Source organism: Corynebacterium sp. HMSC073H12 (genome assembly GCF_001837775.1).
Classification (GTDB): domain Bacteria; phylum Actinomycetota; class Actinomycetes; order Mycobacteriales; family Mycobacteriaceae; genus Corynebacterium; species Corynebacterium amycolatum.
This window is the reverse complement of sequence record NZ_KV834040.1, coordinates 234,974-259,407: the sequence shown is the minus strand read 5'-3', so window position 1 is coordinate 259,407 and position 24,434 is coordinate 234,974. Positions and strand designations below refer to the sequence as shown.

22 protein-coding genes and 2 tRNA genes are annotated in these 24,434 nt (G+C 60.2%); 15 read left to right on the top strand and 9 right to left on the bottom strand.

Annotation, left to right across the window (positions count from 1 at the left end):
• Positions 1 to 10: 10 nt before the first annotated feature.
• The 4 genes from HMPREF2708_RS09845 to HMPREF2708_RS09830 all read right to left on the bottom strand — a co-directional run bounded on the left by HMPREF2708_RS09845 (position 11) and on the right by HMPREF2708_RS09830 (position 3,536).
• Positions 11 to 652: a 50S ribosomal protein L25/general stress protein Ctc gene (locus HMPREF2708_RS09845; RefSeq protein ID WP_038626221.1), complete on the bottom strand. Its 642-nt coding sequence runs from the start codon at positions 650 to 652 to the stop codon at positions 11 to 13.
• Positions 653 to 902: 250 nt separating this feature from the next.
• Complete coding sequence (locus HMPREF2708_RS09840; protein WP_070653330.1) at positions 903 to 1,880, bottom strand: ribose-phosphate diphosphokinase; 978 nt, start codon at positions 1,878 to 1,880, stop codon at positions 903 to 905.
• A 7-nt stretch (positions 1,881 to 1,887) separates the two neighbouring features.
• Complete coding sequence (gene glmU / locus HMPREF2708_RS09835; protein WP_070834096.1) at positions 1,888 to 3,378, bottom strand: bifunctional UDP-N-acetylglucosamine diphosphorylase/glucosamine-1-phosphate N-acetyltransferase GlmU; 1,491 nt, start codon at positions 3,376 to 3,378, stop codon at positions 1,888 to 1,890.
• An 87-nt stretch (positions 3,379 to 3,465) separates the two neighbouring features.
• Positions 3,466 to 3,536: transfer RNA gene (locus HMPREF2708_RS09830), tRNA-Gln, on the bottom strand.
• A gap of 100 nt (positions 3,537 to 3,636) precedes the next feature.
• On the opposite strand from HMPREF2708_RS09830, the gene HMPREF2708_RS09825 reads away from it, so the two are divergent.
• From HMPREF2708_RS09825 to HMPREF2708_RS09785, 9 genes are all read left to right on the top strand, one after another.
• Entirely contained in the window at positions 3,637 to 4,329 is a 693-nt protein-coding gene (locus HMPREF2708_RS09825) for a TetR/AcrR family transcriptional regulator (protein ID WP_141750501.1), read from the top strand.
• A gap of 44 nt (positions 4,330 to 4,373) precedes the next feature.
• Positions 4,374 to 8,000, top strand: coding sequence for a transcription-repair coupling factor (gene mfd / locus HMPREF2708_RS09820; protein ID WP_070834095.1), 3,627 nt, complete (start codon positions 4,374 to 4,376; stop codon positions 7,998 to 8,000).
• A 7-nt stretch (positions 8,001 to 8,007) separates the two neighbouring features.
• Positions 8,008 to 9,033 carry a MazG nucleotide pyrophosphohydrolase domain-containing protein gene (locus HMPREF2708_RS09815; RefSeq protein WP_070834094.1) on the top strand — a complete coding sequence of 342 codons (1,026 nt, stop codon included), beginning with the start codon at positions 8,008 to 8,010 and terminating at the stop codon, positions 9,031 to 9,033.
• 71 nt (positions 9,034 to 9,104) lie between these two features.
• On the top strand, positions 9,105 to 9,965 hold the full coding sequence (locus HMPREF2708_RS09810) for a lytic transglycosylase domain-containing protein (RefSeq protein WP_070834093.1): 861 nt from the start codon (positions 9,105 to 9,107) through the stop codon (positions 9,963 to 9,965).
• Between the two features lie 85 nt (positions 9,966 to 10,050).
• Entirely contained in the window at positions 10,051 to 11,325 is a 1,275-nt protein-coding gene (gene eno, locus HMPREF2708_RS09805) for a phosphopyruvate hydratase (protein ID WP_070834092.1), read from the top strand.
• A gap of 112 nt (positions 11,326 to 11,437) precedes the next feature.
• Positions 11,438 to 11,974: an FtsB family cell division protein gene (locus HMPREF2708_RS09800; RefSeq protein ID WP_070834091.1), complete on the top strand. Its 537-nt coding sequence runs from the start codon at positions 11,438 to 11,440 to the stop codon at positions 11,972 to 11,974.
• Between the two features lie 127 nt (positions 11,975 to 12,101).
• A complete protein-coding gene (locus tag HMPREF2708_RS09795; RefSeq protein WP_016423198.1) occupies positions 12,102 to 12,638 on the top strand; it encodes a DUF501 domain-containing protein in 537 nt (178 codons plus the stop codon).
• A complete protein-coding gene (locus HMPREF2708_RS09790; protein ID WP_070834090.1) occupies positions 12,639 to 13,628 on the top strand; it encodes a Ppx/GppA phosphatase family protein in 990 nt (329 codons plus the stop codon).
• A 12-nt stretch (positions 13,629 to 13,640) separates the two neighbouring features.
• Positions 13,641 to 13,717 (top strand) — tRNA-Leu (locus HMPREF2708_RS09785).
• Between the two features lie 62 nt (positions 13,718 to 13,779).
• Here the strand turns inward: HMPREF2708_RS09785 and HMPREF2708_RS09780 are convergent.
• Together HMPREF2708_RS09780 and HMPREF2708_RS09775 are read right to left on the bottom strand one after the other, a co-directional pair.
• A complete protein-coding gene (locus tag HMPREF2708_RS09780) occupies positions 13,780 to 15,363 on the bottom strand; it encodes a succinic semialdehyde dehydrogenase (RefSeq protein WP_070834089.1) in 1,584 nt (527 codons plus the stop codon).
• A 61-nt stretch (positions 15,364 to 15,424) separates the two neighbouring features.
• On the bottom strand, positions 15,425 to 15,757 hold the full coding sequence (locus tag HMPREF2708_RS09775) for a hypothetical protein (RefSeq protein WP_070834088.1): 333 nt from the start codon (positions 15,755 to 15,757) through the stop codon (positions 15,425 to 15,427).
• A gap of 238 nt (positions 15,758 to 15,995) precedes the next feature.
• On the opposite strand from HMPREF2708_RS09775, the gene HMPREF2708_RS09770 reads away from it, so the two are divergent.
• Entirely contained in the window at positions 15,996 to 16,823 is an 828-nt protein-coding gene (locus tag HMPREF2708_RS09770; protein WP_070834087.1) for a Bax inhibitor-1/YccA family protein, read from the top strand.
• A 321-nt stretch (positions 16,824 to 17,144) separates the two neighbouring features.
• Here the strand turns inward: HMPREF2708_RS09770 and greA are convergent, their stop codons facing one another.
• Together greA and HMPREF2708_RS09760 are read right to left on the bottom strand one after the other, a co-directional pair.
• Positions 17,145 to 17,657, bottom strand: coding sequence for a transcription elongation factor GreA (gene greA / locus HMPREF2708_RS09765; protein WP_070834086.1), 513 nt, complete (start codon positions 17,655 to 17,657; stop codon positions 17,145 to 17,147).
• A gap of 175 nt (positions 17,658 to 17,832) precedes the next feature.
• The gene (locus tag HMPREF2708_RS09760; RefSeq protein ID WP_070834085.1) at positions 17,833 to 18,300 is read right to left on the bottom strand and encodes a DUF4307 domain-containing protein; all 468 of its coding nucleotides are present in this window, start codon (positions 18,298 to 18,300) and stop codon (positions 17,833 to 17,835) included.
• 262 nt (positions 18,301 to 18,562) lie between these two features.
• Here HMPREF2708_RS09760 and mca point away from each other — a divergent pair, with 262 nt between their 5' ends.
• The 4 genes from mca to HMPREF2708_RS09740 all read left to right on the top strand — a co-directional run bounded on the left by mca (position 18,563) and on the right by HMPREF2708_RS09740 (position 21,958).
• Positions 18,563 to 19,417: a mycothiol conjugate amidase Mca gene (gene mca, locus HMPREF2708_RS09755; RefSeq protein ID WP_070834084.1), complete on the top strand. Its 855-nt coding sequence runs from the start codon at positions 18,563 to 18,565 to the stop codon at positions 19,415 to 19,417.
• 27 nt (positions 19,418 to 19,444) lie between these two features.
• Positions 19,445 to 19,729, top strand: a complete 285-nt coding sequence (locus tag HMPREF2708_RS09750) for a hypothetical protein (RefSeq protein ID WP_038626184.1) — start codon at positions 19,445 to 19,447, stop codon at positions 19,727 to 19,729.
• Positions 19,730 to 20,042: 313 nt separating this feature from the next.
• A complete protein-coding gene (locus tag HMPREF2708_RS09745; RefSeq protein ID WP_070834083.1) occupies positions 20,043 to 21,134 on the top strand; it encodes a 3-deoxy-7-phosphoheptulonate synthase in 1,092 nt (363 codons plus the stop codon).
• Between the two features lie 38 nt (positions 21,135 to 21,172).
• On the top strand, positions 21,173 to 21,958 hold the full coding sequence (locus HMPREF2708_RS09740) for an isoprenyl transferase (RefSeq protein WP_038626180.1): 786 nt from the start codon (positions 21,173 to 21,175) through the stop codon (positions 21,956 to 21,958).
• A gap of 30 nt (positions 21,959 to 21,988) precedes the next feature.
• On the opposite strand, the gene coaA is transcribed toward HMPREF2708_RS09740, so the two are convergent.
• Positions 21,989 to 22,924, bottom strand: a complete 936-nt coding sequence (coaA, locus tag HMPREF2708_RS09735; RefSeq protein WP_042388837.1) for a type I pantothenate kinase — start codon at positions 22,922 to 22,924, stop codon at positions 21,989 to 21,991.
• 149 nt (positions 22,925 to 23,073) lie between these two features.
• On the opposite strand from coaA, the gene glyA reads away from it, so the two are divergent.
• Complete coding sequence (glyA, locus tag HMPREF2708_RS09730) at positions 23,074 to 24,375, top strand: serine hydroxymethyltransferase (protein WP_070834082.1); 1,302 nt, start codon at positions 23,074 to 23,076, stop codon at positions 24,373 to 24,375.
• Positions 24,376 to 24,434 lie beyond the last annotated feature (59 nt).

Here is a 24,434-nt window from a genome sequence, read left to right as displayed (position 1 = left end):
AGCGCTTAAATTACTCAGCGGATTCCTCAGCCGGCTCATCCGGGGTCTCAGCCTCGCCCATGCCCTCGATGTCGGCATCGACGTCACCAGCCGGCTCCTCCTCCGGCTCGACGATGTTGAAGATGAGCAGGTCAGCGTCGTCGGTGAGGACCAGGCCCTCTGGCAGGGTAACGTCGCCGGCGTGAACCATGGTGCCGACCTCTGCACCCTCGACGGAGACCTCGATCTCTTCCGGAATAGCCAGAACCGGTGCATTGACCAGAATGGTCTCGGCATCCTGCATGAGCAGGGCACCCGGAGCGAGCTCGCCAGTCGGAACGACCGGAACCTCAACCTCAACCTTCTCGTCACGGTGAATGGCGAGCAGGTCAGCGTGGTCGATGTCGAGAGTCAGCGGGTTCTGGTCAACAGCCTTAACCATGGACAGCTGGGACTCGCCCTCGATGTTGACGTCCAGAACAGCGTTGACACCGTGGTTACGGATGACAGCGTGGAAATCCAGAGTGTCAACGAGGATGTGCTTCGGAGCATCCAGGTCAGCGCCGTAGATGACAACCGGGATGTCGCCAGCAACGCGGGCACGGCGAGCGGCACCCTTGCCGAACTCGGTGCGGTTACGAGCATCAATCTTGATGATGTTGGGCTTTGCCATGAAAATGGACTCCTAAACGATTCGATACTGAGTCGTCGAGTCGAGCACGTGCCGCATCCATGCCACCGTGGGCGCAAAAGTTGGGCTGCGAGCGTCGCGTCGATAACGGCAACCACCTACTGTGGCCGCCCTCGCCGAGACTTACCGGAAAAATTGTAGTGGACTAACAGGTCAAACAGCAAACCCCGCCACCACCAGCAAAACTAGGTTGCTGGTCGCGGCGGGGTGCCCGTCGGCAAGCGGAAAGAGCTTATGCCTGGCCCTCGAAGAGAGTGGTGACGGAACCGTTTTCGAAGATCTCGTGGATCGTCTTAGCCAGCAGCGGCGCGATTGGCAGGACGGTCAGGTTGTCCCAGCCCTCGGTGGACTGCGGCAGAGTATCGGTGGTGATGACCTCGCGGGCACCGCACTTCGACAGGCGCTCGCGAGCTGGGTCAGAGAAGACACCGTGCGTGGTAGCGATGATGACATCGGAAGCGCCAGCCTCACGCAACACCTTGACAGCGCCGGCGATGGTGCCGCCGGTGTCAATCATGTCGTCGATGAGTAGACAGGTCTTACCGGAGACCTCGCCGACCACACGGTTGGCGACAACCTGGTTCGCGACATCGACGGAACGGGTCTTGTGAATGAAAGCCAGCGGGGCATCGCCCAGGGTGTTGGCCCACTTCTCGGAAACCTTCACACGGCCGGCGTCAGGGGAGACCACGACGAGGTTGTCCAGGGAGTAGTTCTTCTTGATGTACTCCGACAGAATCGGCATGGCGTGCATGTGATCGACCGGGCCGTCGAAGAAGCCCTGAATCTGATCGGTGTGGAGGTCCACGGAGACGATGCGGTCAGCGCCGGCGGTCTTGAGCAGGTCAGCGACCAGGCGAGCGGAAATCGGCTCACGGCCACGGTGCTTCTTGTCCTGGCGGGCGTATGGGAAGAACGGCAGGATAGCGGTGATGCGCTTGGCCGAACCGCGCTTGAGCGCGTCAATCATAATCAGCTGCTCGATGAGCCACTTATTCAGCGGTGCCGGGTGTGCCTGTAGCACGAAGGCATCGGAACCGCGGACGGATTCCTCGTAGCGCACGAAGATTTCGCCGTTGGCAAAATCACGAGCGGTCATCGGAGTCAGCTCTGTGCCGAGCTCCTTGGCAACTGCCTCGCCCAATTCCGGGTGTGCCCTTCCGGAGAAGAGCATGAGGTTCTTTTGGTTATCGATCCACTGGCCGGTCATCTGCCGTCTAGCCTTCCTGGTCTTCCTTGTTGTTGTCAGCGTTGTCAGCTACCTGCGCCGCCTGCGCTGCCTCAGCAGCAGCGGTACCTGGACGCTTCCGCTCGACCCATCCCTCGATGTTGCGCTGACGGCCACCACTGACCGCCAATGCTCCCGGAGGAACGTCGTCCTTAATAACAGTACCTGCACCTGAGTACGCACCATCACCCACGGTCACCGGAGCGATGAACATGGTGTCGGAGCCGGTGCGAACATGCGAGCCGATAACGGTGCGGTGCTTGTTGACACCGTCGTAGTTCACGAACACGCTGGAGGCGCCAATGTTGGAGTGCTCGCCAATCTCCGCATCGCCGACGTAGGTCAGGTGCGGAACCTTCGAACCGTTTCCAATCTGCGCGTTCTTCGCCTCTACGAAGCCACCGAGCTTCGCGCCGACACCGAGTTTGGTGTTCGGGCGAATGTAGGTGAACGGTCCGACCGTCGCATCCTCGCCGATCTCCGAATCGGAACCGTGTGTACGCACGACGCTGGCGCGCTTGCCGACGACCATGTTGGTCAGTGTCGTGTCCGGTCCCACGGTGGCCCCGTCGCCAATCACAGTCTTGCCGTGCAGCTGGGTGCCCGGCAGAATCGTGACATCGCGTCCGATCTCCACCTCAACATCAATCCACGTGGTGTCCGGATCGACGATAGTGGCACCCGCGCGCATAGCTTCCTCGCAGGTGCGGCGGTTGAGCTCGCGGCCAAGGGTAGCCAGCTGTACGCGGTCATTGACACCGGCGACGACGGTGGCGTCGGCGAGGCGGTGGCCGCGCACTGAGCGGTCAGCCTCACGGGCGATGCCAATGACATCGGTGAGGTAGAGCTCGCCCTGGGCATTGTTGGTGTCCAACTGCTTGAGGGCGTTTGCCAGGGTCTCGGCATCGAATGCGTAGACACCGGAGTTGACCTCGGTGATCTCACGTTCCTCGTCGGAGGCGTCCTTTTCCTCCACGATGCGCAGAACTTCGCCGTCGGCGTTACGAACGATGCGGCCGTAACCGTGCGGGTTTTCAGCAGTGGAGGTCAGCACGGTCACGGCAGCGCGTGGCTTGCGGTTGTGCTCTTCGAGCAGCGCCTGGAGCGCTTCGGAATCCAGCAGCGGAACATCGGAAGTGGTTACCAAGATGGTGCCATCGAAATTCTGCAGCTCAGGGTGTTCCAGTGCGCACTGAACAGCGTGGCCGGTACCGTTTTGCTCTTCCTGCGGGGCAATGACGACGTCGTTGGAGTGCTCGGCCTTCTCTGTCCAGGTGCCGATGGCGTCGATTACCTTTTCGCGCTGGTGGCCAACGACAACAGCAATCTCTTCCGGATTAATGCCCTTGGCGGCATAGAGCGCGTGCTCCAACATGGTACGACCGCCGATAGCGTGCAGCATTTTCGGCGTATCGGATTTCATTCGGGTGCCTTGACCCGCGGCGAGAATGACCACAGCGGTGGCCGAACCGTTTGACATGAAACTTGCTACTCCTCGGTCAGGGTGCATCACGGTCACGGCGGGGCGAAAAGTCACTTCTTAATTAAGGGGCCGGCCCCCCGCTTGCTCTCCCACCAGGACTCGAACCTAGAATGCCGGTACCAAAAACCGGAGTGTTGCCATTACACCATGGGAGAATGGGGCGAACGCGAAAAAATTGCATGGCTGAGTCGACTCAGCCGGCTCGCTTGCGCCTGCGATATACGATAGCAAGACTTTAGCCACTAATCTAAAAGCATGGCCTCCAATTCTCCGAGACGACGTATGACCGGTCCACAGCGCAAAGCTCAGCTGACAGAAGTCAGCCGTGGAATCTTTGCCGCCAAGGGGCTTGATGCCGCCTCAATGGAGGAGATCGCTGCCGCAGCCGGGGTGTCAAAGCCGGTTGTCTACGAGCATTTTGGTACCAAAGAGCGGCTCTACCAGGCAGTCGTCGACCAGGAGATGAAGACCCTGGAGGCCACGATTAGGGAAGCGTTGTCCCTGGGGCGCTCGCGTTACCGCATCGAACAGGCGGTGTTGGCACTGCTGACTTATGTCGAGGAAAACCCGGAGGGATTCTCCATTATTTCTCGCGACCCCGGTGTGGCGGGTGGCTATGAGACGCTGCTGAATAATGCCACTGAGTCGGTTACGCCTATCCTCGCCGAGGCTTTCAAACGCGCTGGCTTCGACCCGGCCATGTCGGTGCTCTACGGAAACTGCATGGTCGGTATGGTTTCGCAGACCGCTCGCTGGTGGATGGAGAAGCGCAGTCCGGATAAGGAGACGGTGGCGGCGCACATCGTGAACCTGTGCTGGAACGGGCTGGCCGGCATGGAGGGGGCCCCGACTCTGCATGGCTCCGCTGATGTGCCAGCGGCCGCTGAGGGCGCGAAGTTCGGAGCAGGTGCTGCAGCAGACCCGATGCAGGTGGCGGAGAACGGCTAACCAGCACGCAGGGTGAATCCGGGGTGCATGGTTATATTGGGGCTATGCCAACTTCTGCGTCTTCCTCGGCGAAAGCCACACCCAGCATTCTGCCGAACCCGCTGTCGGGGCTGGAAAGCCTCGTTGTCACGGATCCCCAATTTGTCGGCGTGCTCGGGCGCATCGGCGAAGACGAGCTGGCGCTCACGGGTGCGGACCCGGTGCGTTCGCACCTTATTTACGCCATGTCCACGAAGGTGCCGGTGCTGGTCGTCACGGCTACTGGCCGTGAGGCGGAGGACCTGACTGCCGAGGTCAAGTCGATGATCGGCGACCGTGTAGCTATGTTCCCCTCGTGGGAGACACTCCCGCATGAGAAGCTTTCGCCGGCCGTGGATACCGTGGCGCAGCGTCGTAAGGCGCTTTACGACGTTCGCCGGGGCAAAGTCGACGTTCTGATTGCGGCGGTGCGCTCGTTGGTGCAGCCGATTGTGGACGACCTCGAGGCTGAAGCCAGCGCGCCCATCCACATCCAGCTGGACCAGGACTGCGAGAACCTGGTTGAGCGGCTGGTGCATCACGGCTATTCGCATGTGGACATGGTCGGCAGGCGTGGCCAGTTTGCCGTGCGTGGCGGCATCGTCGATGTCTTCCCGGCGACCGAAGAGCTGCCGGTTCGTATCGAGCTCTGGGGTGACGAGGTTACCGACCTGCGCGCCTTTTCCGTCGCTGACCAGCGCACAATCTCTGAGATAGAGATCGACCAGCTGGATATCTTCCCGTGTCGTGCACTGCTTATCGACGACGACGTGAAGGCCGCCGCGGAGAAACTCGCCACCACGCGTTCTGGACAGGTCCAAGAAATGCTCACCCGCATCGGTGATGGCCAGTGGGTGGAGGGCATGGAGTCGCTGATTCCACTGATTAGTCAGCATCCGATGAAGATGCTCACCGAGGTCATGCCGGAGAAAACGCATGTGCTCATGTGCGGGCCGGAGCGCATTCGCTCTCGCGCGCAGGACCTGATTAGTGCGGGCGAGGAGTTTATGGCCGCAGCGTGGGAAACGGCCGCGATGGGTGGCTCGGCGCCAATCGCCACCGATGGTCTGGAGCCCAGCGCTTACCGCAGCTTGGCCTCTATCCCGATGCCCACCTCGTGGCATATTTCCCCGCCCGGCATGTTGGAGGCGGGGGTCACCGAAGATGATGTGCTGCCGCTAACCTTTGAGCCTGGGCCCGCGCCACGCGGTGACTTAAAGGAAATTGGTCACCTGATGAAGCAGCTGCGCGATGCCACGGTCGCGGGGGAACGAGTGGCGTACGTGGCGGCGACGCCCGCGGGAGCGCGTCGGCAAGCGGAAAGGTTTAGGGAAGCCGGAATTGCGACGCGCATGGCGGCGGGCCCGGAGTATCCCGAGTCCGGAAGAATTACCGTCTACCAGGGTGTTTTGCACGGCGGCCTGGTGTTCCCGCGTATTCCCGGTGGCGCGCTGACTCTGATTACTGAGCAGGACATCACGGGTAACCGCATCGCGGAAGGTGCCCTTGGTGGTCGCCGTAAACCGGCGAAGCGCCGTGGTCGCGTGGATCCGCTGGCACTGAAGGCCGGCGACTACGTCGTACACGACACTCATGGCATCGGTCGATTTGTGAAGCTCACTGAGCGCACCATCGGCACGGGCGAGGATCAGGCTCGCCGCGAGTACGTGGTGCTCGAGTACGCACCGAGCAAGCGCGGAGGCCCCTCGGACCAGCTCTACGTGCCGATGGAGAGCCTGGATCTGCTGTCGCGCTATGTCGGCGGCGAAAAGCCCGCGCTGTCGAAGATGGGCGGCTCGGACTGGAAGTCCACCAAGCGCAAGGCCCGTGGTGCTGTCCGCGAGATTGCGGAAGAGCTGGTCAAGCTCTACGCCGAGCGTCAAGCCGCGCCGGGCCACGCGTTCGCGCCGGATACGCCGTGGCAGCAGGAGATGGAGGATAACTTCCCCTTCACCGAGACTGAGGACCAGCTGCAGGCCATCGACGAAATCAAGTCCGACATGGAAAAGCCGGTACCGATGGACCGCGTGCTCATCGGCGATGTCGGCTACGGCAAGACCGAGGTGGCACTGCGTGCTGCTTTCAAAGCGGTTCAAGATGGCCGTCAGGTAGCAGTGTTGGTGCCGACCACGCTGTTGGCACAGCAGCATTTGACTACTTTCACTCAGCGTATGGAGGGCTTCCCAGTCACCATCCGCGGGCTGTCTCGCTTCACCTCGCCGAAGGACTCCAAAGAGGTTCTCGAAGGGTTGAAGAATGGGACGGTTGATATTGTTATCGGCACGCATCGTCTCTTGCAGACCGGCGTGCAGTGGAAAGAACTCGGTCTGGTCATCGTTGACGAGGAGCAGCGTTTCGGCGTCGAGCACAAGGAACACATCAAGGCGCTGCGTCACCACGTCGACGTGCTCACCATGTCCGCAACGCCAATTCCGCGCACGCTCGAAATGTCGATTGCCGGCATCCGCGAGATGAGCCAGATTCTCACCCCACCGCAGGACCGCCACCCGGTGCTGACATACGTCGGCGCGCAGTCTGACAAGCAGGTCGCCGCTGCTATCAGGCGCGAGCTGCTTCGCGACGGCCAGGTGTTCTACCTGCACAATAAGGTGGAAACCATTGACAAGGTCGCACAGAATATCCGCAATTTGGTGCCCGAGGCCCGTGTGGTGGTGGCCCACGGTCAGATGGGGGAGGAGCAGCTGGAGCGCACGGTCGATGGCTTCTGGCAGCGCGAGTACGACGTGCTGGTGTGTACCACCATCGTGGAGACCGGCCTGGATATTGCCAACGCCAATACGTTGATTGTGGAAAACGCCCACCATATGGGTCTTTCCCAGCTACACCAGCTGCGTGGTCGCGTGGGCCGTTCCCGTGAGCGCGCCTATGCCTACTTCCTCTACCCGGAGAATCAGACGCTGACGGAGACTTCCTACGACCGTCTGTCCACGATCGCGCAGAACAATGACTTGGGTGCCGGTATGGCCGTGGCCATGAAGGACCTGGAAATGCGCGGAGCCGGAAATATCCTCGGTGCGGAGCAGTCCGGTCACATTGCCGGCGTCGGCTTCGACATGTACGTCCGACTGGTTGGCGAGGCCGTGGCTGCACTGAAGGCAGTGGCCGATGGTGAAACGCCGGATGCTTCCGATAACGAACCGAAGGAAGTTCGGATTGATTTGCCGGTGGATGCGAATATTCCGGCCGAATATGTGTCGTCGGAACGCCTACGTCTAGAGGCGTACCGCAAATTTGCTGCCGCCAGTGCGCTGGACGATATCGACGTAGTGCTCGAAGAACTCATCGACCGTTACGGAACCCCACCCATTGAGGTGGAAAGACTGGCGGTTATTTCACGACTTCGAATTATTTGCCGGGAATTCGGCGTGCATGAAGTTCAAGCCATGGGTGCGCACATTAGAATAACCCCTATGGAGCTTGCTGACTCCAAGCAGGTGCGTCTCAAGCGCCTGTATCCACAGGCGACCTATCGTGCGGCAACGCGCACGGTTTCCGTCGGAATGCCGAAGGAAGGGCGAGGGTTGCGGGCAAAACCTGTCCGCGATATTGCATTGGTGCAGTGGGTAGCAGACTTCTTGACATCGATGGCGGGAATTCCACGTATGGATATCTCGCACATGGGAAAGGACTAGAAACCGTATGACTATCATCAAGCTCGATAGCCGCTTTCCAACTGCAATTCCGCTGGAAGCCGCTAGCCTGCTGACCGGTGAAGTCAGCTACACCGAAGAAGTCCCGATCCGTGTGCGCTGGGCAATCGCCGACGCCGGTGGGCACTCGGTGTCCCAGGCGGAGATTCTAGTCACCACCGATATGGAAAATGACGAGGTACTCGATCGCCTCGATGCGGGCGAGAAAGTCTACTCCGTCGAACTGGATGATGCACCGGACCCAGCAGCTCCAGCGGACCCGGCCGCTCCGGTTGCAGCGGCTCCCGTGCAGGAGTCGGCGCCGGAACCAGAACCGGAACCAGTGGCAGAACCGCTGACTCCGCAGGAACAGCTTGCCGCAGCTCGTCTGCCCCACGTCGTCGAGGCGGTGGACATCATGGCGGCCGCACGGCGCACGGGGCAGTGGGAAGCTCGCCAGACGCACAAGAGCCTGCTGCCGTATCTCATTGAAGAGACCTACGAGTTTGTCGATGCAGTCAACGAGGGCGGTGACATTCGTAGCGAGCTGTCAGATCTGCTGCTGCAAGTCCTCTTCCACGCTGAAATCGCTGAGGACTTCGACTTCGACGACGTGGCGACCGACTTTATTTTGAAGATGCGAGCTCGTCAGCCGTACCTCTTCGACGGCACTGTGGCCGAGGGAGAAATGGTCTCGGAGGAAGAGCAGGAGCGACTGTGGACTTACGGCCGCGGACGTCCGCGCTCGAACCCGGCTACGCAGTTGCCAGCTCTGACTTTGGCTGAGGAAGCCATCCGCCGCGCACGTGCGCTGGGACTGTCCGATGCAGACATTCCAGTGGAGATTCTGGTCCCGACCCCGGGACTGGAGACTGAGTCCGGTGCGGAAGAGCGAACCCGACAGGCTTCACGCGCATTCCTGGCTGAGCTGGCCCAGATGGAGAATCAGCAGGCCGGTAGTGCTGGGCAGTGGGCAGCGGGCAGCGAAGATAACGAAGAGGCTGAGGACCTCGGCCCGTCGGAAAGCGACAGCTAGTTTCCAACAAAAGTGATTTCTGTCCTCGAGTTTGAGTGATTTTTATGGTTTACCCCGTAGAGTAATTCCCCATGCCTTCTAATTCTCCCTTTGATGAATACGCGCACCCCGCACCCCGCGGGGCGAAGTCGCGTGGCCGCAGTAGGGGGAAAAAGAAGTCCTCGCGAGGCTGTGGCTGCCTCGGTCTAACCTCCCTGGCGGTGCTGATTATCATTGGCACGGTTGGGGCGTTGGCGATGTTCACTGGACCCGTTATCCCGTCGTTGACCAAGAAGCCGATTCCGGACAATGTGCCGCCTGCCGCGGCTGAGCCACCGCCGATGATTGATGTCAACGCGCCCGGGCGCACCTCTGAACAGCTCCGACAGTGGGCGCAGCAGATTTCTCCGAAGACGGGGATTTCTGAGGACGCCCTCCGCGCCTACGGCAACGCATATGTGATTGCGGCCGAACAGTTCCCGAACTGCCACCTGGAGTGGAACACGCTTGCAGGACTGGGCAAGGTGGAGACTAATCACGGCACGTACTCGGGCAATTGGCTCAAGCCGGCGCATATCGGTGCCGATGGGGTAGTGCGTCCGACGATTATCGGTCCGCCGCTGGACGGCACGAATGGCTTCGCTGAGGTTCTCGATACTGACAATGGCGAACTCGATGGTGACACAGAGTATGACCGCGCTGTGGGGCCGATGCAGTTTATTCCCGAGACATGGCATCGCTTTGCGATGGATGCTTCGGGGGATAGTGTCGCGGACCCCAATAACATCGACGACGCGACTGCGACGACCGCGCGGATGCTCTGCAGCGACGAACGCGACCTCGCCACCCCGGAAGGGTGGGCATCTGCAATTCGCTCATATAACCAATCTGAGCAGTATCTTCGCGATGTTCGGGACGCTGCGGCGAACTATGCGCTGAATCAGCCCGCATAGGGTGAAAAGGATTTAAGGCGAAGGTTGGCAAACCGTGCCACAATTGGAGTCATGTGCCGGAACGGTTCCGGCGGAAAGGTGACCTATGGCTGCAATCATCGAGTTGAACGCACGCGAAATTCTGGACTCCCGTGGTAACCCGACCGTTGAGGTTGAGGTGCTGTTGGAAGACGGCGCTGTGGGCCGCGCTGCGGTTCCGTCCGGTGCCTCCACCGGTGTGCATGAGGCTCACGAGCTCCGCGATGGTGAGGATCGTTACCTGGGCAAGGGTGTCCAGAAGGCTGTCCGTGCGGTGCTCGAGGAGATTGAGGACGCAATTATCGGCCTCGAGGCTGAGGATCAGCGTCTCGTTGACAAGACCATGATTGAGCTGGACGGCACCGACAACAAGTCCCGCCTGGGTGCCAACGCCATTCTCGGTGTGTCCATGGCCGTTGCCAAGGCTGCTGCTGAGTCCGCTGGCCTGGACCTGTTCCGCTACGTCGGTGGCCCGAACGGCCACGTTCTACCGGTCCCGATGATGAATATCCTCAACGGTGGTGCACATGCGGACTCCGGCGTTGACGTCCAGGAGTTCATGATTGCTCCGATTGGCGCCCCGACCTTCAAGGAGGCACTGCGTGTCGGCGCTGAGGTCTACCACGCACTGAAGAAGGTCATCAAGGACAAGGGGCTGTCCACTGGTCTCGGCGATGAGGGCGGCTTCGCTCCGTCGGTTGACTCCACCAAGGCTGCTCTTGACCTGATTGTTGAGGCAATCGAGGCCGCTGGCTACAAGCTGGGCGACGACGTCGCTCTGGCTCTCGACGTGGCTTCTTCCGAGTTCTTCAAGGACGGCAAGTACCACTTCGAGGGCGGCGAGCACACCGCTGAGGAGATGGCCGCTGTCTACGCTGACCTGGTTGAGAACTACGCCATCGTCTCCATCGAGGATCCACTGCAGGAAGATGACTGGGAGGGCTACACTACCCTGACCGCTCAGCTTGGTGACAAGGTCCAGATTGTCGGCGATGACTTCTTCGTTACCAACCCGAAGCGTCTGGCTGAGGGCATTGAGAAGAAGGCCGCTAACGCTCTGCTGGTCAAGGTCAACCAGATCGGTTCCCTGTCTGAGACCTTCGAGGCCGTCGCAATGGCCCACAACGCCGGTTACAAGACCATGATGTCGCACCGCTCCGGTGAGACTGAGGACACCACCATCGCTGACCTGGCCGTTGGTCTCAACTGTGGCCAGATCAAGACCGGTGCTCCGGCTCGCTCCGAGCGCGTTGCTAAGTACAACCAGCTGCTGCGCATCGAAGAGTACCTCGGCGACGCCGCAGTCTACGCTGGCCGCAGCGCTTTCCCGCGTTTTAAGTAAGTAGTTGATACGCTGCGGAAGCTGCGTATAGCACTGCCCGCCCGCACCACGCACGTGGTTGTGGGCGGGTTTTTGTTATTTCATCGGCTGGCGGTCGGGTAGAGTGTGGGGCATGAGTGCATCGGACCGATCTCGCCGCGGAACACAGTCGCGCCCTGCAGGGGCGGGGCAACGTTCGGCAGCGGCAATCGCATCGGGAATGCGCTCGCTGAGCACGGCACAGAAGATCGGTATTGGTCTACTGGTGCTTTTCTTAGTATCTGTTCTCGCAATCCCGCTGCGGACTTTTGCACAACAGCAGGCGGATGTGGCTGCAACGCAGGACAATATTGCTCGCATGGAACAGCGAATTGAGCAGCTAGAGGATGAAAAGGAGCTTTACTCCAACCCCGCCTATATCAAGGAGCAGGCACGTCTGCGCCTGGGGTTGGTAGAGCCGGGGGAGACCCCATTCCGTATCCTCGATCCGGCAGTGGGCGAACAGCCCGTGACGCAGCCGGAGGAAATTCCGCAGCACCAGGCAAAGAAGTGGTACGAGACGCTGTGGGATTCCATTTCCATCCCGCCCGAACCTGAAGAGACTCGCCCTAATCCGGGGCGCGATCAGGCAACGAGGCCCGAGAGTTTGCCGACGGTACCGGAGTCCTAAATCTCCGTAGGGCTCTCGGTGAGGTTGCATGCGCGGCGGAGTGTGCCGTCGTAAAGCGAAACAACGCGCTTGTAAGGCCACTGTGAGATTATGTGTCAGTAAAACGGAAGCAAAAGGAGTGTGACCGATGTCTGTGGATACCGCAGATTTGGAAGTGATAGCGGAGCAGCTCGGACGTGAACCGCGGGGTGTAGTGGACATCTCTTACCGCAGCCCCGACGGCACTCCTGGTGTGGTCAAGACGAAGCCTCGTTTGGACGATGGCACGCCGTTTCCCACGCTCTTTTACCTGACTGATCCGCGTTTGACAGCGGAGGCCTCCCGGTTGGAGACGACCGGCGTGATGAAGGAAATGACCGCGCGTCTGGAAAGCGACGAAGAGCTTGCCGCTGATTACCAGCGTGCACACGAGGCGTTTCTGGCTGAGCGCAATGAGATGGAAGACCTGGGCACGGACTTCTCCGGTGGTGGCATGCCGACGCGCGTGAAGTGCCTACACGTTCTTATTGCCTACGCGTTGGCAAAGGGGCCGGATCACTTCCGACTGGGTACGGAGTCGGTGGCGCTGGCGGCGGAGAATGAGAAGCTGCGCGGCACCGCGATTCCCGCGGACTGGCCGACGATTTCCGAGCTCGGTATTGCGTATCCGGGGGTGGAGGGGTAAATGATGACCCTCGCTGCCGTCGACTGCGGCACTAACTCGCTTCGACTGCTTATCAGCCAGGTCGAGGTCGTCGATGGAGTTCTCGAAATCACAGAACTGCACCGACTGATGGAAATCGTCCGCCTTGGCCAGGGCGTGGATGCCACTGGCATGCTGGCCCCGGAGGCACTGGAGCGCGTGCGGGAGGCTCTGATGAAGTATGCAGAGCTTATGCAGGTCGAAAAAGTGCAAGCAGTCCGAATGGTGGCGACATCGGCGACGCGCGACGCAAGCAACCGCGACGATTTCTTCGCCATGACCCGCGAGATTCTCGCTCCGTGGGGTGCAGAGGCCGAGGTTATTTCCGGCGACGAGGAAGCCGCGCTGTCCTTCCGCGGGGCAGTCGATGACTTGGAGCCCGAGCTGGGGCCGTATTGCGTCATCGACGTCGGCGGCGGCTCCACCGAGGTTATTGTCGGTGACCACGATGGTACGGTAGCCGGCTCTGATTCCGTGGCTATGGGCAGTGTGCGCTTGACCGAACGGTTCCTGCAGGCCTCGCCGCCGACGGCGGAGCAGGTCCAGGAGGCGCGTTCGTATGTTGCGGAACTGGCCGACGAGATTGTTGCGAAGGTGCCTGTCGACAAGGCTCGCACCATCGTCGGCTGCGCCGGGACCTTCACCACCCTGTCGGCGCTGGCACAGGGCCTAGAAACCTACGACCCGGAGGCAATCCACCTGTCGCAGCTGCGCTTTGCGGCGTTGCGTGCGTTGACAGCATCCGTCGTCGAGACCGATGCGGAATCCCTTGCTGCGAATCCGGTCATGCACCCGAAGCGCGCGGATGTCTTCGCCGGTGGTTCCATCATTGTTGACGGTCTGATGGACATGTTTGAGGCGTTGCCGCTTTCCGAGGCAGCCAAGGAAGAGCAGCGCTTTTTCTACATCAGCGAGAAGGATATCCTCGACGGAATTGTGGCGAGTTTGGTAGACACCCATATCGCCCATTAATCTTTTTTAGGGGCCCCTATAGCCCAATTGGCAGAGGCAGAGGACTTAAAATCCTTTCAGTGTGGGTTCGAGTCCCACTGGGGGCACCAAAAGGCCAGGTCAGAGAGTTTTCTGACCTGGCTTTTTGCTATTTGTGTGCGCTACACACGTATTACGGCAGGACGTTGAACTTCTTGCCGAGGACAAGTGCCGTGTTGAACACCTTCGAGTACAGCTCACGCGGCATCTGCGGCATCGACACCGGGGAAAGACGCTGCACGGTCACCGTCTGCTCATCGGTGTACTTCAGCAAGCCGCCTGCTGCTTGACGACGGCCCACACCCGAATCCTTGAAACCACCCATCGGGGCATCGACAGACGCGAAGGCTGCAGCAAAACCATCGTTGACATTCACGGTGCCGGCCTCAAGCTGTGGAGCCAGCTCCTTTGCGCGACGCGGGGAGGTCCACAGCGAAGCGTTGAGGCCATAACGGGAATCGTTGGACTTGGCGATAGCCTCATGGACATCCGAGACGCGCTGGAGGACTACCACTGGGCCGAATACCTCTTCGGTCAGCAGGGCGACGCCCTCCGGGACGTCGGCAAGCACGGTTGGCTCGTAGAACAGCGGTCCCAGATCCGGGCGAGGACGACCACCGGCCAGTACAGTGGCACCGGCCTCGATGGCCTCGTCGACCATGGACTTGACCGTGTCGAACTGCCCCTGCGACTGCAGGCAGCCCATTTCGGTTTCCCACTCGTAGCCAGCGCCGATGGACATTGCCTTCACGCGGTCGGTGAATGCCGGGACGAATTCGTCCCAGACGGAGTCCACGACATAGATTCGCTCAATGGACACGCACAGGTGACCGGAGTTGGTGAAGCAGCCGATGCGCGCGCCCTCGACCGCGCGGTTGATGTTGGCATCCTCAGCGACAATCAGCGGGTTCTTGCCGCCGAGCTCCGCGGAGAAACTAATCAGGCGCTCGCCGCACTGCTGTGCCAGTGAGCGGCCGGTCTCGGAGGAGCCGGTGAACATCAGGAAGTCGCACTGGCCGACAATGCCCTGGCCGACAACACGACCTGGGCCTGGAATGACCTGGAAGAGATCCTCCGGAAGACCAGCGCGGTAGAGCAAATCGACAGCGAAGAGAGCGGTAAACGGAGTGGTGCTGTCCGGCTTGAGCACGATGGCGTTACCGGCCATCAGTGCAGCCAGCGCGTCGGAAACCGCGAGGGTCAGTGGGTAATTCCACGGAGCAATAACACCGACGACGCCCTTTGGGTGGTGGTAGACGGTGGTCTTGGAAAGTACCGGGACAGCGCCGTGTGCTCGCTTCGGCTCAAGCAGTTTCGGGCCCTGATTGCCGTAGTAGCGGGCGGTGATAGCGGTGTGTACGAGCTCCTCGTGGGCACTGGCTCGGTTCTTGCCGGTCTCGGCCTGCAGTAAATCCAGCACCTGGTCGCAGTGGGTAAAGAGCAGGTCGTGGAAGTGGTGCAGCACTTCGCCGCGCTTTTCCGGTGCCATGCGGGCCCACTTCTTCTGCGCCGCACGGGCACGCTTGAAGGCCTCGTCGACATCGGCCTGGGTACCGACAGGAATCTGCGCCAGCTCCTGGCCGGTAAATGGCGCCGAGATGGTGGCGGTCTTCGACTTATCAGCTACCGTGACGCGCTGAAGAAGGCGGGCAACGAGCTCGTCGTTAAGCGGATTGCGGATGGTAGTTCGGTTTGTCGTGGCAGTAGATGCTGTCATGGCACAGATACTACTGTTGCGCGACGCTCCGAGATAGTAAATTTGGCAAAACTACTAAAAGTTAGTAGGTAGTCCAGCCCATCCGACGGTTGCGGTCCGGGTCGCGCGGGCCATCGTTGCCGAACTCGAACGGTTCGTGGCCGTCGACATCGCCGTAGCGCATCTCCGGGTCATCATCCAGATCGTCGTCGACATCGATGTCCGGCTTTTCCTCTGCCAACCGCTTGCCGAGAGTGTCATGCGGAGAAGCACCCCGCCAGCGGTCCGGCGTATCCATTACATAGTTTTCGCCGTCACCGGTGAGGAAGTCGCCATCGAGCCCCTCTGAGCCATCGAGCGTGGTCTCGTCGAAATCACCAGTCGTATCCGGATCGTAGTCAAGGCCATCAGACATCTTGACCAACCTCCTGTTTCGTAATCACTCAAGTGGTGCCCACGCCTGGCGACTGTGAGTGTTTCCGCGATTACAAAATCACCGCCAGCAGGCGAGGAATTACCTTGATAATAACTGTTTTTCAGGGTTGGGAACAATACCTTTACGTCGCCCGTTGTAGACAGTGTAGGCAAACGTATGCGCGTGTGCCTGAGTTCAAAACTTGTAAGAAAAACTGAGAAAAAGAAAGAAGGACGACGTGCGCGAAAGCAGCAATCCTGCATTCAGTTCACTTACTAAGACCGTCGCCCGCGGACAGGCGGGCGCACATCACTACGGCCAAGGTCAGATGGGCGCTGACTACGGGGATAACCCGTACCAGTCGCAGGTTGCCGCCGACTACCGTCCGATGACGGTCGACGATGTCGTTTCCAAGACTGGCATCACACTGGCAACCATCATCGTTCTGGCTGCAGTCAACTTCTTCATTGCCGTCAGTGTCTCCACCAGCCTGGCCATGATTCTGACTATTGTCGGCGCCATCGGTGGTCTGATTACTGTTTTGGTGTCCACCTTCGGCAAGAAGTACGGCTCCGCTCCAGTCACCCTCACCTACGCGGCCTTCGAGGGGCTCTTTGTCGGCGGCATCAGCTTCATGTTCACCGCCCCGATTCAGGGCGTTGCTGCTGGTGCGCTGATTATGCAGGCCGTGCTGGCCACCCTGGGTGTCTTCATCGGTATGCTCTTCGTCTACAAGTCGGGCGCTATCCGTGTGACCCCGAAGTTCACCCGATTCATGAGTGCGGCTCTGATTGGTGTCCTGGTCCTCATGCTGGGCAACCTGGTGCTCTCCCTGTTCGGCCTGGGCTTCCCGCTGCGTGACGGTGGCATGCTTTCGATCATCTTCTCGCTGGTCTGCATCGGCCTGGCAGCCTTTAGCTTCCTGATTGACTTCGATCAGGCTGACCGACTGGTTCGCGCAGGTGCTCCGGCTCAGTACGCCTGGGGCGTCGCCCTCGGCCTGGCCGTGACCTTGGTCTGGCTCTACACCGAGATTCTGCGTCTGCTGTCCTACTTCAGGGACTAAACGCTAGAAAAACTAACTAACGCACAAGCGCCGGTTAGCCCGTTTTACGGGTTGGCCGGCGCTTTGCTCTTATCTGATGAGCTGCTTTCTCGATTCGCATTAAACCCGGGTGTGCGGTGGGCCAATCGACCGGCAGTCGACATATTGACCGATTGGGCTGTGCAGTGTGACGTCGTAAAGCGTGATATCGAAGCGGGAGAGGGTACAAAAAATGGACCGATAGGCCATATGGGCTTCTATCGGTCCAAGAATCGGGCGCTGTGGCCCGAGATCGCCGCCTGGGTTGAGGCGGTCTAGCGCCGGGGTAAGTAACCTCAGCGCTTAGGCATCCATCTCCGGGTTGTACGGCTCAGCCTTAATTACGGTGACAGACACTTCGTCGCCGCTCGGGGAAGCGTAAGTGCGGGTCTCGCCCTCCTTAGCGCCGACCAGAGCCTTACCCAGCGGGGAATCGGTGGAGTAGGTCTCCAGGTTCGGGTTGGAGGAGTCAGCGCCGCGGGTACCGATGAGGAAGGTCTCGGTGTCGTCCTCGTCGCCGTCGTAGTAGACGTGGACCACGGTGCCGACCAGAGCCACACCGGACTCCTGCGGAATCTCGCCGACAGTGGCGCGCTGGAGCAGGTCTTCGAGGTAGCGGATGCGTGCCTCTTCCTGTCCCTGCTGCTCGCGGGCGGCATCGTAGCCGGCGTTTTCCTTCAAGTCGCCCTCTTCGCGGCGCTCGTTAATCTCGGCGGCGATGACCGGGCGGTTTTCATATAGCGCCTCAAGCTCGGCCTTGAGCTTGTCGTGGGACTCCTGGGTGAGCCATGGGCTATTGTTCTTTGCCTCAGTCATGGTTCCTCCTGTGTTTTTGGCTATTTAATACAAAAGCGGCCCCGCGTGGGGCCGTCGGCTGCGTCACAGGATAGCACTGTCACGCCACAAGGCAATAACAGGCGCGTTCGGAGTGTTGTCGCGCACGCTTTACGACGTGGCCCCGCAGCGCACAATCCTCAGTTGCGAAGGGAGATTACTTCGCAGGTGCGAGGAACTCCGGAATGTCGGTGGAGCAGCCATAGACATCGCCTGCGACGGCCAGCTCGCGGGTGGCAATGGGGACGTCCATCCGCACGGTAGCGGGGCCGCCGCCCGGGATGAATACGTCGCGACGGCCGACCTCTGCCACGTCATAGTTCAGCGCATAGATAATGCAGTAGCTATCCAGCTCTGGCTTTTCGCGGGTGACGTCCAGCGTAAAGATGAACTGCTCATCTTCCTTCCCTGGAGTGCGGCTCCAGCCCGCTTGCGTTGCAGAGACATCCGGGGTGGAGACGCGGTTCATCTGAACGAAGATGTATGCGCCGGCGATGACGAGCATGCCAACAATAGCGATGACAACCAATTTTGCGGGGAGAGTGCGACTGTTGTCCCCATAGCGCTCGCGCTGCTCGTTACGCGCTGCGGTATTTCGGGTGTTTCGCTCCGAACTTTCAGCCATGCTTTTTAGCCTATCGGAGTTCTCGGTCGACGTGGTAAAATGTTGACAGTTAAACAATCTTTCTGGTGCGGCGCGGTGTCCTGCTGCTATGTCGTTCCACCGAGTAGCGATGCTGCGTGGTCATATGATGGTGCAACGCTATAGTGGGGCGGTATTGAAACGGTGCTGTAGTAGCATCGTTGCGGTCGAAGGGCTCCGGCCTTGGCCAGAAAAACATGGACTGAGATAGTAGCGGGAGTGACTTCAATTGGCACTTCGTCTGATGGCAATTCACGCTCATCCTGATGACGAATCGAGCAAGGGCGCCGCAACAATGGCCCGATATGCGGCGGAAGGGCATCGCGTCAAAGTAGTGACCTGCACCGGCGGTGAGGCCGGTAGCATTCTCAACCCTGCGATGGATCGGCCGGAGGTGCGGGAGAATATCGCCGCGGTGCGCGTTCACGAAATGGCTGCAGCCGCTGAGATTCTCGGCGTTGAACATGAGTGGCTCGGCTTTACCGACTCCGGTCTGCCTGCGGGCAACCCGGTGCCGGTGCTGTCGCACGGTGTGTTTGCTCGCCAATCGGTCGAGGATGCGACCAAGCCTCTCATTCGGGCAATCCGCGAGTTTCGTCCGCACGTCGTCATTACTTACGACGAAAACGGTGGCTACCCGCACCCGGACCACATTATGACCCATATCGTGTCCATGCGCGCTTGGCTGGAGTCTGGAGCGGATAAGTACCCCGAGCTCGGTGAACCATGGGAGATTTCCAAGCTCTATTACACCCACGGTTTCATCAAGGCGCGTCTCATCGCGCTGGACAACTACTACCGCGACAACGGCTTGGAAAGCCCGCTGGCCGAGTCCTTCCGCCGTTGGACTAAGACTCCCGGCGACATCATGACCCGCGTGACCACGCAGGTTGAGTGCGGCGATTACTTCCAGCAGCGGGATCAGGCGCTGCTGGCGCACGCTACGCAGATCGATCCGAACGGGCCATTCTTCGCCGTGCCGGTAGACATTCAGCAGCGCGTTTGGCCGACCGAAGAGTTTGAGCTTGCCCGCACTCGAGTGCAGACCGAGCTGCCAGAGACCGATCTCTTTGCCGGTATCGACCCCGACGCGGAATAGTCCGGAATTAACGCTAAGCTGGAACTCATGATTGAAAGCTTCGATGCCTTGGCGGCTCGCACGACAATTTTCCTGGCGCAGAACCCCACTGGTCCGCGGGGTGCTGACTTCGGTAAGGCCTCTCCTGTTGGCCTGCTCATCATTGTCGTTTTGCTCATCGTCATCCTGGCTCTCGGCTGGGATCTCTCGCGGCGCGCGAAGCGCATGGCCGCTCGCCGGAAGTTCGCCGAGGCACACGGCATGGATCCCTTCGATTCCGAGGCTGTGGATAAGGCGATGGCTGCAGCAGAGCAGCGTCGTGAAGCGGAGTAGTCAGCGTCAAGGTGTGTGCGCGTCGCTTGACGACGGGCAGTTGCGCGCGCCCCTGATTGTTTCCCATGTGGCGGGATTTGGAGTTCGAATTGCGGGATTCTAGACAGTGCGCTACAGTCAAGCACATGCGTATGTGGCGATTTTATTTTTCGAAGGCTCCGGAGGCAGTGACGACATAGTCACAGCCGGCGGCTAATCGTCACGTCGCCACCAACCGGAGCCAAAGGCAGCAGCCCCACCAATAGGGGCGCTGCCTTTTGTCGTATCTACAGCCAAAATGCGCAACTAATCACCCAGAGAAAAGAGACCTCAGATGACCCCTCCAACTTCCCTCGAAGCCCCCGCCTCTACCGCGAACCGCCGTGTCGTAGCCTTCCACGACCTGCCCTCCCCAGAAGAGGTCATGGCCAAACAGCCACTGACCCCGAACCTCGTTAACGAAGTGGAGCAGTCGCGACTCGACATCGCCCGCGTCATCGCCCGCGAGGACGATCGCCTGCTAGTCGTTGTCGGCCCGTGCTCCATCCACGACCCCGAGGCCGCTATCGACTACGCCCGCCGCCTGAAGGCCACCGCCGATGAGCTCGACGAGGACCTGCTGGTCGTCATGCGCGTCTACTTCGAAAAGCCGCGCACCACCGTCGGCTGGAAGGGACTCATCAACGACCCCGACCTGGATAGCTCCTTCAAAATCACCAAGGGCCTGCACATGGCGCGCGAAGTACTCATCGAGGTCCTGCGCACCGGTCTGCCCGCCGGCGCTGAATTCCTCGAGCCCAACAGCCCGCAGTACATCGCCGACGCCGTCTCCTGGGGTGCGATTGGTGCGCGCACCACGGAGTCGCAGGTCCACCGCCAGCTCGCTTCCGGACTTTCCATGCCCATCGGCTTCAAAAACGGTACCGACGGCAACGTCCAGGTCGCCGTGGACTCGCTGGTCTCTGCAGCTAATCCACACTTCTTCTTCGGTATGAACGACCAGGGCCGCGCCGCCGTCGTCGAAACCGCCGGCAACCACAACTGCCACCTCATTCTCCGCGGCGGCACCTCCGGCCCGAACTGGGACGAGGCATCGCTTAACGACGCCGAAGCCCGCCTGAACAAGGCTGAGCAGACCGTCAGCATCATGGTGGACGCCTCCCACGCCAATTCCGGAAAATCCGAGGTGCGCCAGGCTGAGGTCGTTGAGGAGCTCGGCAAGCTCATCGGTGCCGGCGACGAGCGCATCACCGGCATCATGATGGAGTCCTTCCTCGAAGCCGGCGCGCAAAAAATTACCGATGGCCGTAATGGCCTCGTATACGGCAAGTCCGTCACCGATGCCTGCATGGATTGGGAAACCACCGACCGGCTGCTGCGTACGCTTGCGGCAGAAGTCCGGAAGCGTCGGCAGGCACGTGACTAAGCACAAAGTGGCCGTGCCCATTGGGTAGAGTTACATATGTGAAAGAAAACCAGCCATCCTCACTCCGGCGGATTGCGTATCCGCTCTACGAGCGCAAACTAGCCCAAGAGCTAGAAGGAAAACCTCGCCCCAAGCACGTTGCCATCATGGCCGATGGCAACCGCCGCTGGGCGAGGGAGGCTGGATTCACCGACGTCAGCCACGGCCACCGCGTCGGCTCTCGCAAAATCGCAGAATTCGTCGGCTGGTGCGCCGAGCAGGAAATCGAGCTGGTCACCATCTACCTGCTCTCCACCGAAAACCTCGGGCGCGACCCCGAAGAGCTGGAGTTACTGTTCGACATCATCGCCGACGTCGTCGACGAATTGGCGCAATCGCCTAACGACGTGCGCCTGCGCATGGTCGGCCACCTCGAGCTCCTTCCGGAAAGAATGACCGCCCGGCTGCGCCACGACGAAGAAGTCACCGCGAACAACACCGGCATCCAGGTCAACATCGCCGTTGGCTACGGCGGCCGGCAGGAAATCGTCGACGCGGTGCGCAGAATCATCCGGGAATCAGTCGCCGAAGGAATTGATGCTTCCGAGCTCGAGGAGAGCATCACCACCGACGCCATTTCTCGCCGCCTCTATACATCCGGACAACCGGATCCCGATCTAGTCATCCGCACTTCCGGAGAACAGCGGCTCAGCGGCTTCCTCCTCTGGCAAACCGCCTACTCCGAGATTTGGTTCACCGATACCTACTGGCCCGAATTCCGCCGCATCGACTTCCTCCGCGCACTTCGAGACTTTTCTCAGCGCTCACGCCGCTTCGGCAAATAACCACCCTACATCCGGAAAAATTTCCGGATGTTAGAGTTTGCGCATCCGGACCCTCGAAACCTTGTGGTCCCGAGACTTCGTAAGAACTAATGACGCCCGCACTCGAGTGGGCAAAATATTTTCCGTCAGGTTCGGCAAGTTCACCTGCTGCCAAATGCGTCGGGCCACCTCGGCCGCAGCTTCGTCGTCAAGCGTTGCATAATCCGCGAAGTGCGCGCCCGGAGCGCGAAACGCCGTCTGGCGGAGACGAAGGAAACGGCTGATGTACCAACGCTCGATGTCCGCGCGCGGGGCATCGACGTAGACACTGAAATCGAAAAGATCGGAAATCATCAGCGTCGGACCCGTCTGCAAAACATTGAGCCCCTCGAGAATGAGAATGTCCGGACGGTCAACATCGACGAACTCGTCAGGGACTCGGTCATAGAGTGTGTGCGAATACACCGGAGCCTTCACATGCCGCGCTCCCGACTTCACCGCCGTGACAAACCGCATTAGCGCACGCTGGTCATACGACTCCGGATACCCCTTGCGCTGCATAATGCCACGGCGATTCAATTCCTCAGAAGGGTAGAGGAAGCCATCAGTGGTGACCAAGTCCACCCGCGGATTAGTCTCCCAGCGCTCGAGCAGTACCTGCAGCAAACGCGCCGTCGTTGACTTGCCAACCGCCACCGAACCCGCGACGCCGATAATAAACGGCACCGACGCGCCCTTCGAAGGATTTTCCCCAAGGAAGTTCGACGTTACAGCGTTCAGCTCCCGATGCGCCGCCACACGCATGTGAATCAGGCGAGAAAGCGGAAGATAGACCTCGGCGACTTCGTCCAGGTCGATGTTTTCACCGATACCGGAAAGTCGTTCAGCTTCCTCTTCCGTCAGCACCAGAGGCATATTCTTGCGCATTTCGCGCCACTGCTCGCGTTTGAACTCGACGTACGGGCTGGGGGATGTTGCGCGCGTCATACCTCCAATTGTGCCAAGGGGGGCCCAAAACCGGAAAACGGAACAACAAAGGGGGCATGCTGGAATGGTGCTGCTTTCGTGGTTTGCCCCATAAAGGGCTAGCATGGCCTGTGGCATTGAAGTTTTATTGAAAGGTCGAAAACCTACTCATGACCGGGTCTAACAATAACGATGTCCGCTACCAATCGCTGCGTGAACTCGATCCCGACCTCGCAGAGGCAATGGCAGGGGAGCTCTCTCGTCAGCGTGACATGCTCGAAATGATTGCTAGTGAGAACTTTGTTCCACGTGCAGTGCTGCAGGCTCAGGGCTCGGTTCTGACCAACAAGTACGCCGAAGGATACCCGGGTCGTCGTTACTACGGCGGCTGCGAATACGTCGACGTCGTCGAGGACATGGCACGCAACCGCGCCAAGGAGCTCTTCGGCGCTGAGTTCGCCAACGTTCAGCCGCACGCAGGCGCGCAGGCCAACGCTGCCGTTCTGCATGCGCTGATCAACGCCGGCGACAAGATTATGGGCCTCGACCTGGCACACGGCGGTCACCTGACCCACGGCATGAAGCTGAACTTCTCCGGCAAGCTCTACCACGTCGCCGCATACGGTGTGGATAAGGACACCATGCGGATTGATATGGACAAGGTGCGTGAGCAGGCGCTCGCAGAAAAGCCGGATGTCCTCATCGCAGGTTGGTCGGCGTACCCGCGCCACCTCGACTTCGAAGCTTTCCGCTCCATCGCCGATGAGGTCGGCGCGAAGCTGTGGACTGACATGGCTCACTTCGCAGGTTTGGTTGCCGCCGGTCTGCACCCGTCGCCGGTTCCGCATTCTGACGTTGTGTCGACCACCGTTCACAAGACTCTCGGTGGTCCTCGTTCGGGCATGATTTTGGCCAAGCAGGAGTACGCCAAGAAGCTGAACTCCGCTGTTTTCCCGGGACAGCAGGGTGGTCCGCTGATGCACGCTATCGCCGGCAAGGCCGTGGCGCTGAAGATTGCTGGTACCGAGGAGTTCAAGGAGCGCCAGCAGCGCACTCTCGCCGGTGCCCGCATCCTGGCTGAGCGTCTCACCGCTGCCGACTGCGCCGAGGCTGGCGTCGATGTTCTCACTGGCGGCACCGATGTCCACCTGGTTCTGGCGGATCTGCGCAATTCTGAGATGAACGGCCAGGAGGCCGAGGATCTACTCCACGCTGTTGGTATCACCGTCAACCGGAATGCTGTTCCGTTTGACCCGCGTCCTCCGATGGTTACATCCGGACTTCGTATCGGTACTCCGGCGCTGGCCACCCGCGGTCTCGACGAGAAGGCCTTCACCGAGGTCGCCGATGTCATCGGTACTGCTCTCGCCGCCGGCAAGAATGCGGATGTTGACTCCCTGCGTGCTCGTGTTTCGAAGATCGCTCAGGAATTCCCGCTTTACGACGGCATCGAGGACTGGAACCTCATCTAATTCTGCGTTTTTGCAGCGCAAGTACCCGTTCTAGCAGTGCGCTAGGACGGGTTTTCCCG

Bases quoted from the DNA above. Each gene is read 5' to 3' on its own strand.
- HMPREF2708_RS09790 (WP_070834090.1), top strand. From the start codon at position 12,639: ATGATGACCCTCGCTGCCGTCGACTGCGGCACTAACTCGCTTCGACTG.
- glmU (WP_070834096.1), bottom strand. From the start codon at position 3,378: ATGTCAAACGGTTCGGCCACCGCTGTGGTCATTCTCGCCGCGGGTCAA.
- eno (WP_070834092.1), top strand. From the start codon at position 10,051: ATGGCTGCAATCATCGAGTTGAACGCACGCGAAATTCTGGACTCCCGT.
- HMPREF2708_RS09760 (WP_070834085.1), bottom strand. From the start codon at position 18,300: ATGGCTGAAAGTTCGGAGCGAAACACCCGAAATACCGCAGCGCGTAAC.
- HMPREF2708_RS09840 (WP_070653330.1), bottom strand. From the start codon at position 1,880: ATGACCGGCCAGTGGATCGATAACCAAAAGAACCTCATGCTCTTCTCC.
- HMPREF2708_RS09810 (WP_070834093.1), top strand. From the start codon at position 9,105: ATGCCTTCTAATTCTCCCTTTGATGAATACGCGCACCCCGCACCCCGC.
- HMPREF2708_RS09845 (WP_038626221.1), bottom strand. From the start codon at position 652: ATGGCAAAGCCCAACATCATCAAGATTGATGCTCGTAACCGCACCGAG.
- greA (WP_070834086.1), bottom strand. From the start codon at position 17,657: ATGACTGAGGCAAAGAACAATAGCCCATGGCTCACCCAGGAGTCCCAC.
- glyA (WP_070834082.1), top strand. From the start codon at position 23,074: ATGACCGGGTCTAACAATAACGATGTCCGCTACCAATCGCTGCGTGAA.
- HMPREF2708_RS09800 (WP_070834091.1), top strand. From the start codon at position 11,438: ATGAGTGCATCGGACCGATCTCGCCGCGGAACACAGTCGCGCCCTGCA.
- HMPREF2708_RS09815 (WP_070834094.1), top strand. From the start codon at position 8,008: ATGACTATCATCAAGCTCGATAGCCGCTTTCCAACTGCAATTCCGCTG.
- HMPREF2708_RS09825 (WP_141750501.1), top strand. From the start codon at position 3,637: ATGGCCTCCAATTCTCCGAGACGACGTATGACCGGTCCACAGCGCAAA.
- mfd (WP_070834095.1), top strand. From the start codon at position 4,374: ATGCCAACTTCTGCGTCTTCCTCGGCGAAAGCCACACCCAGCATTCTG.
- coaA (WP_042388837.1), bottom strand. From the start codon at position 22,924: ATGACGCGCGCAACATCCCCCAGCCCGTACGTCGAGTTCAAACGCGAG.
- HMPREF2708_RS09775 (WP_070834088.1), bottom strand. From the start codon at position 15,757: ATGTCTGATGGCCTTGACTACGATCCGGATACGACTGGTGATTTCGAC.
- HMPREF2708_RS09750 (WP_038626184.1), top strand. From the start codon at position 19,445: ATGATTGAAAGCTTCGATGCCTTGGCGGCTCGCACGACAATTTTCCTG.
- HMPREF2708_RS09745 (WP_070834083.1), top strand. From the start codon at position 20,043: ATGACCCCTCCAACTTCCCTCGAAGCCCCCGCCTCTACCGCGAACCGC.
- HMPREF2708_RS09780 (WP_070834089.1), bottom strand. From the start codon at position 15,363: ATGACAGCATCTACTGCCACGACAAACCGAACTACCATCCGCAATCCG.
- mca (WP_070834084.1), top strand. From the start codon at position 18,563: ATGGCAATTCACGCTCATCCTGATGACGAATCGAGCAAGGGCGCCGCA.
- HMPREF2708_RS09795 (WP_016423198.1), top strand. From the start codon at position 12,102: ATGTCTGTGGATACCGCAGATTTGGAAGTGATAGCGGAGCAGCTCGGA.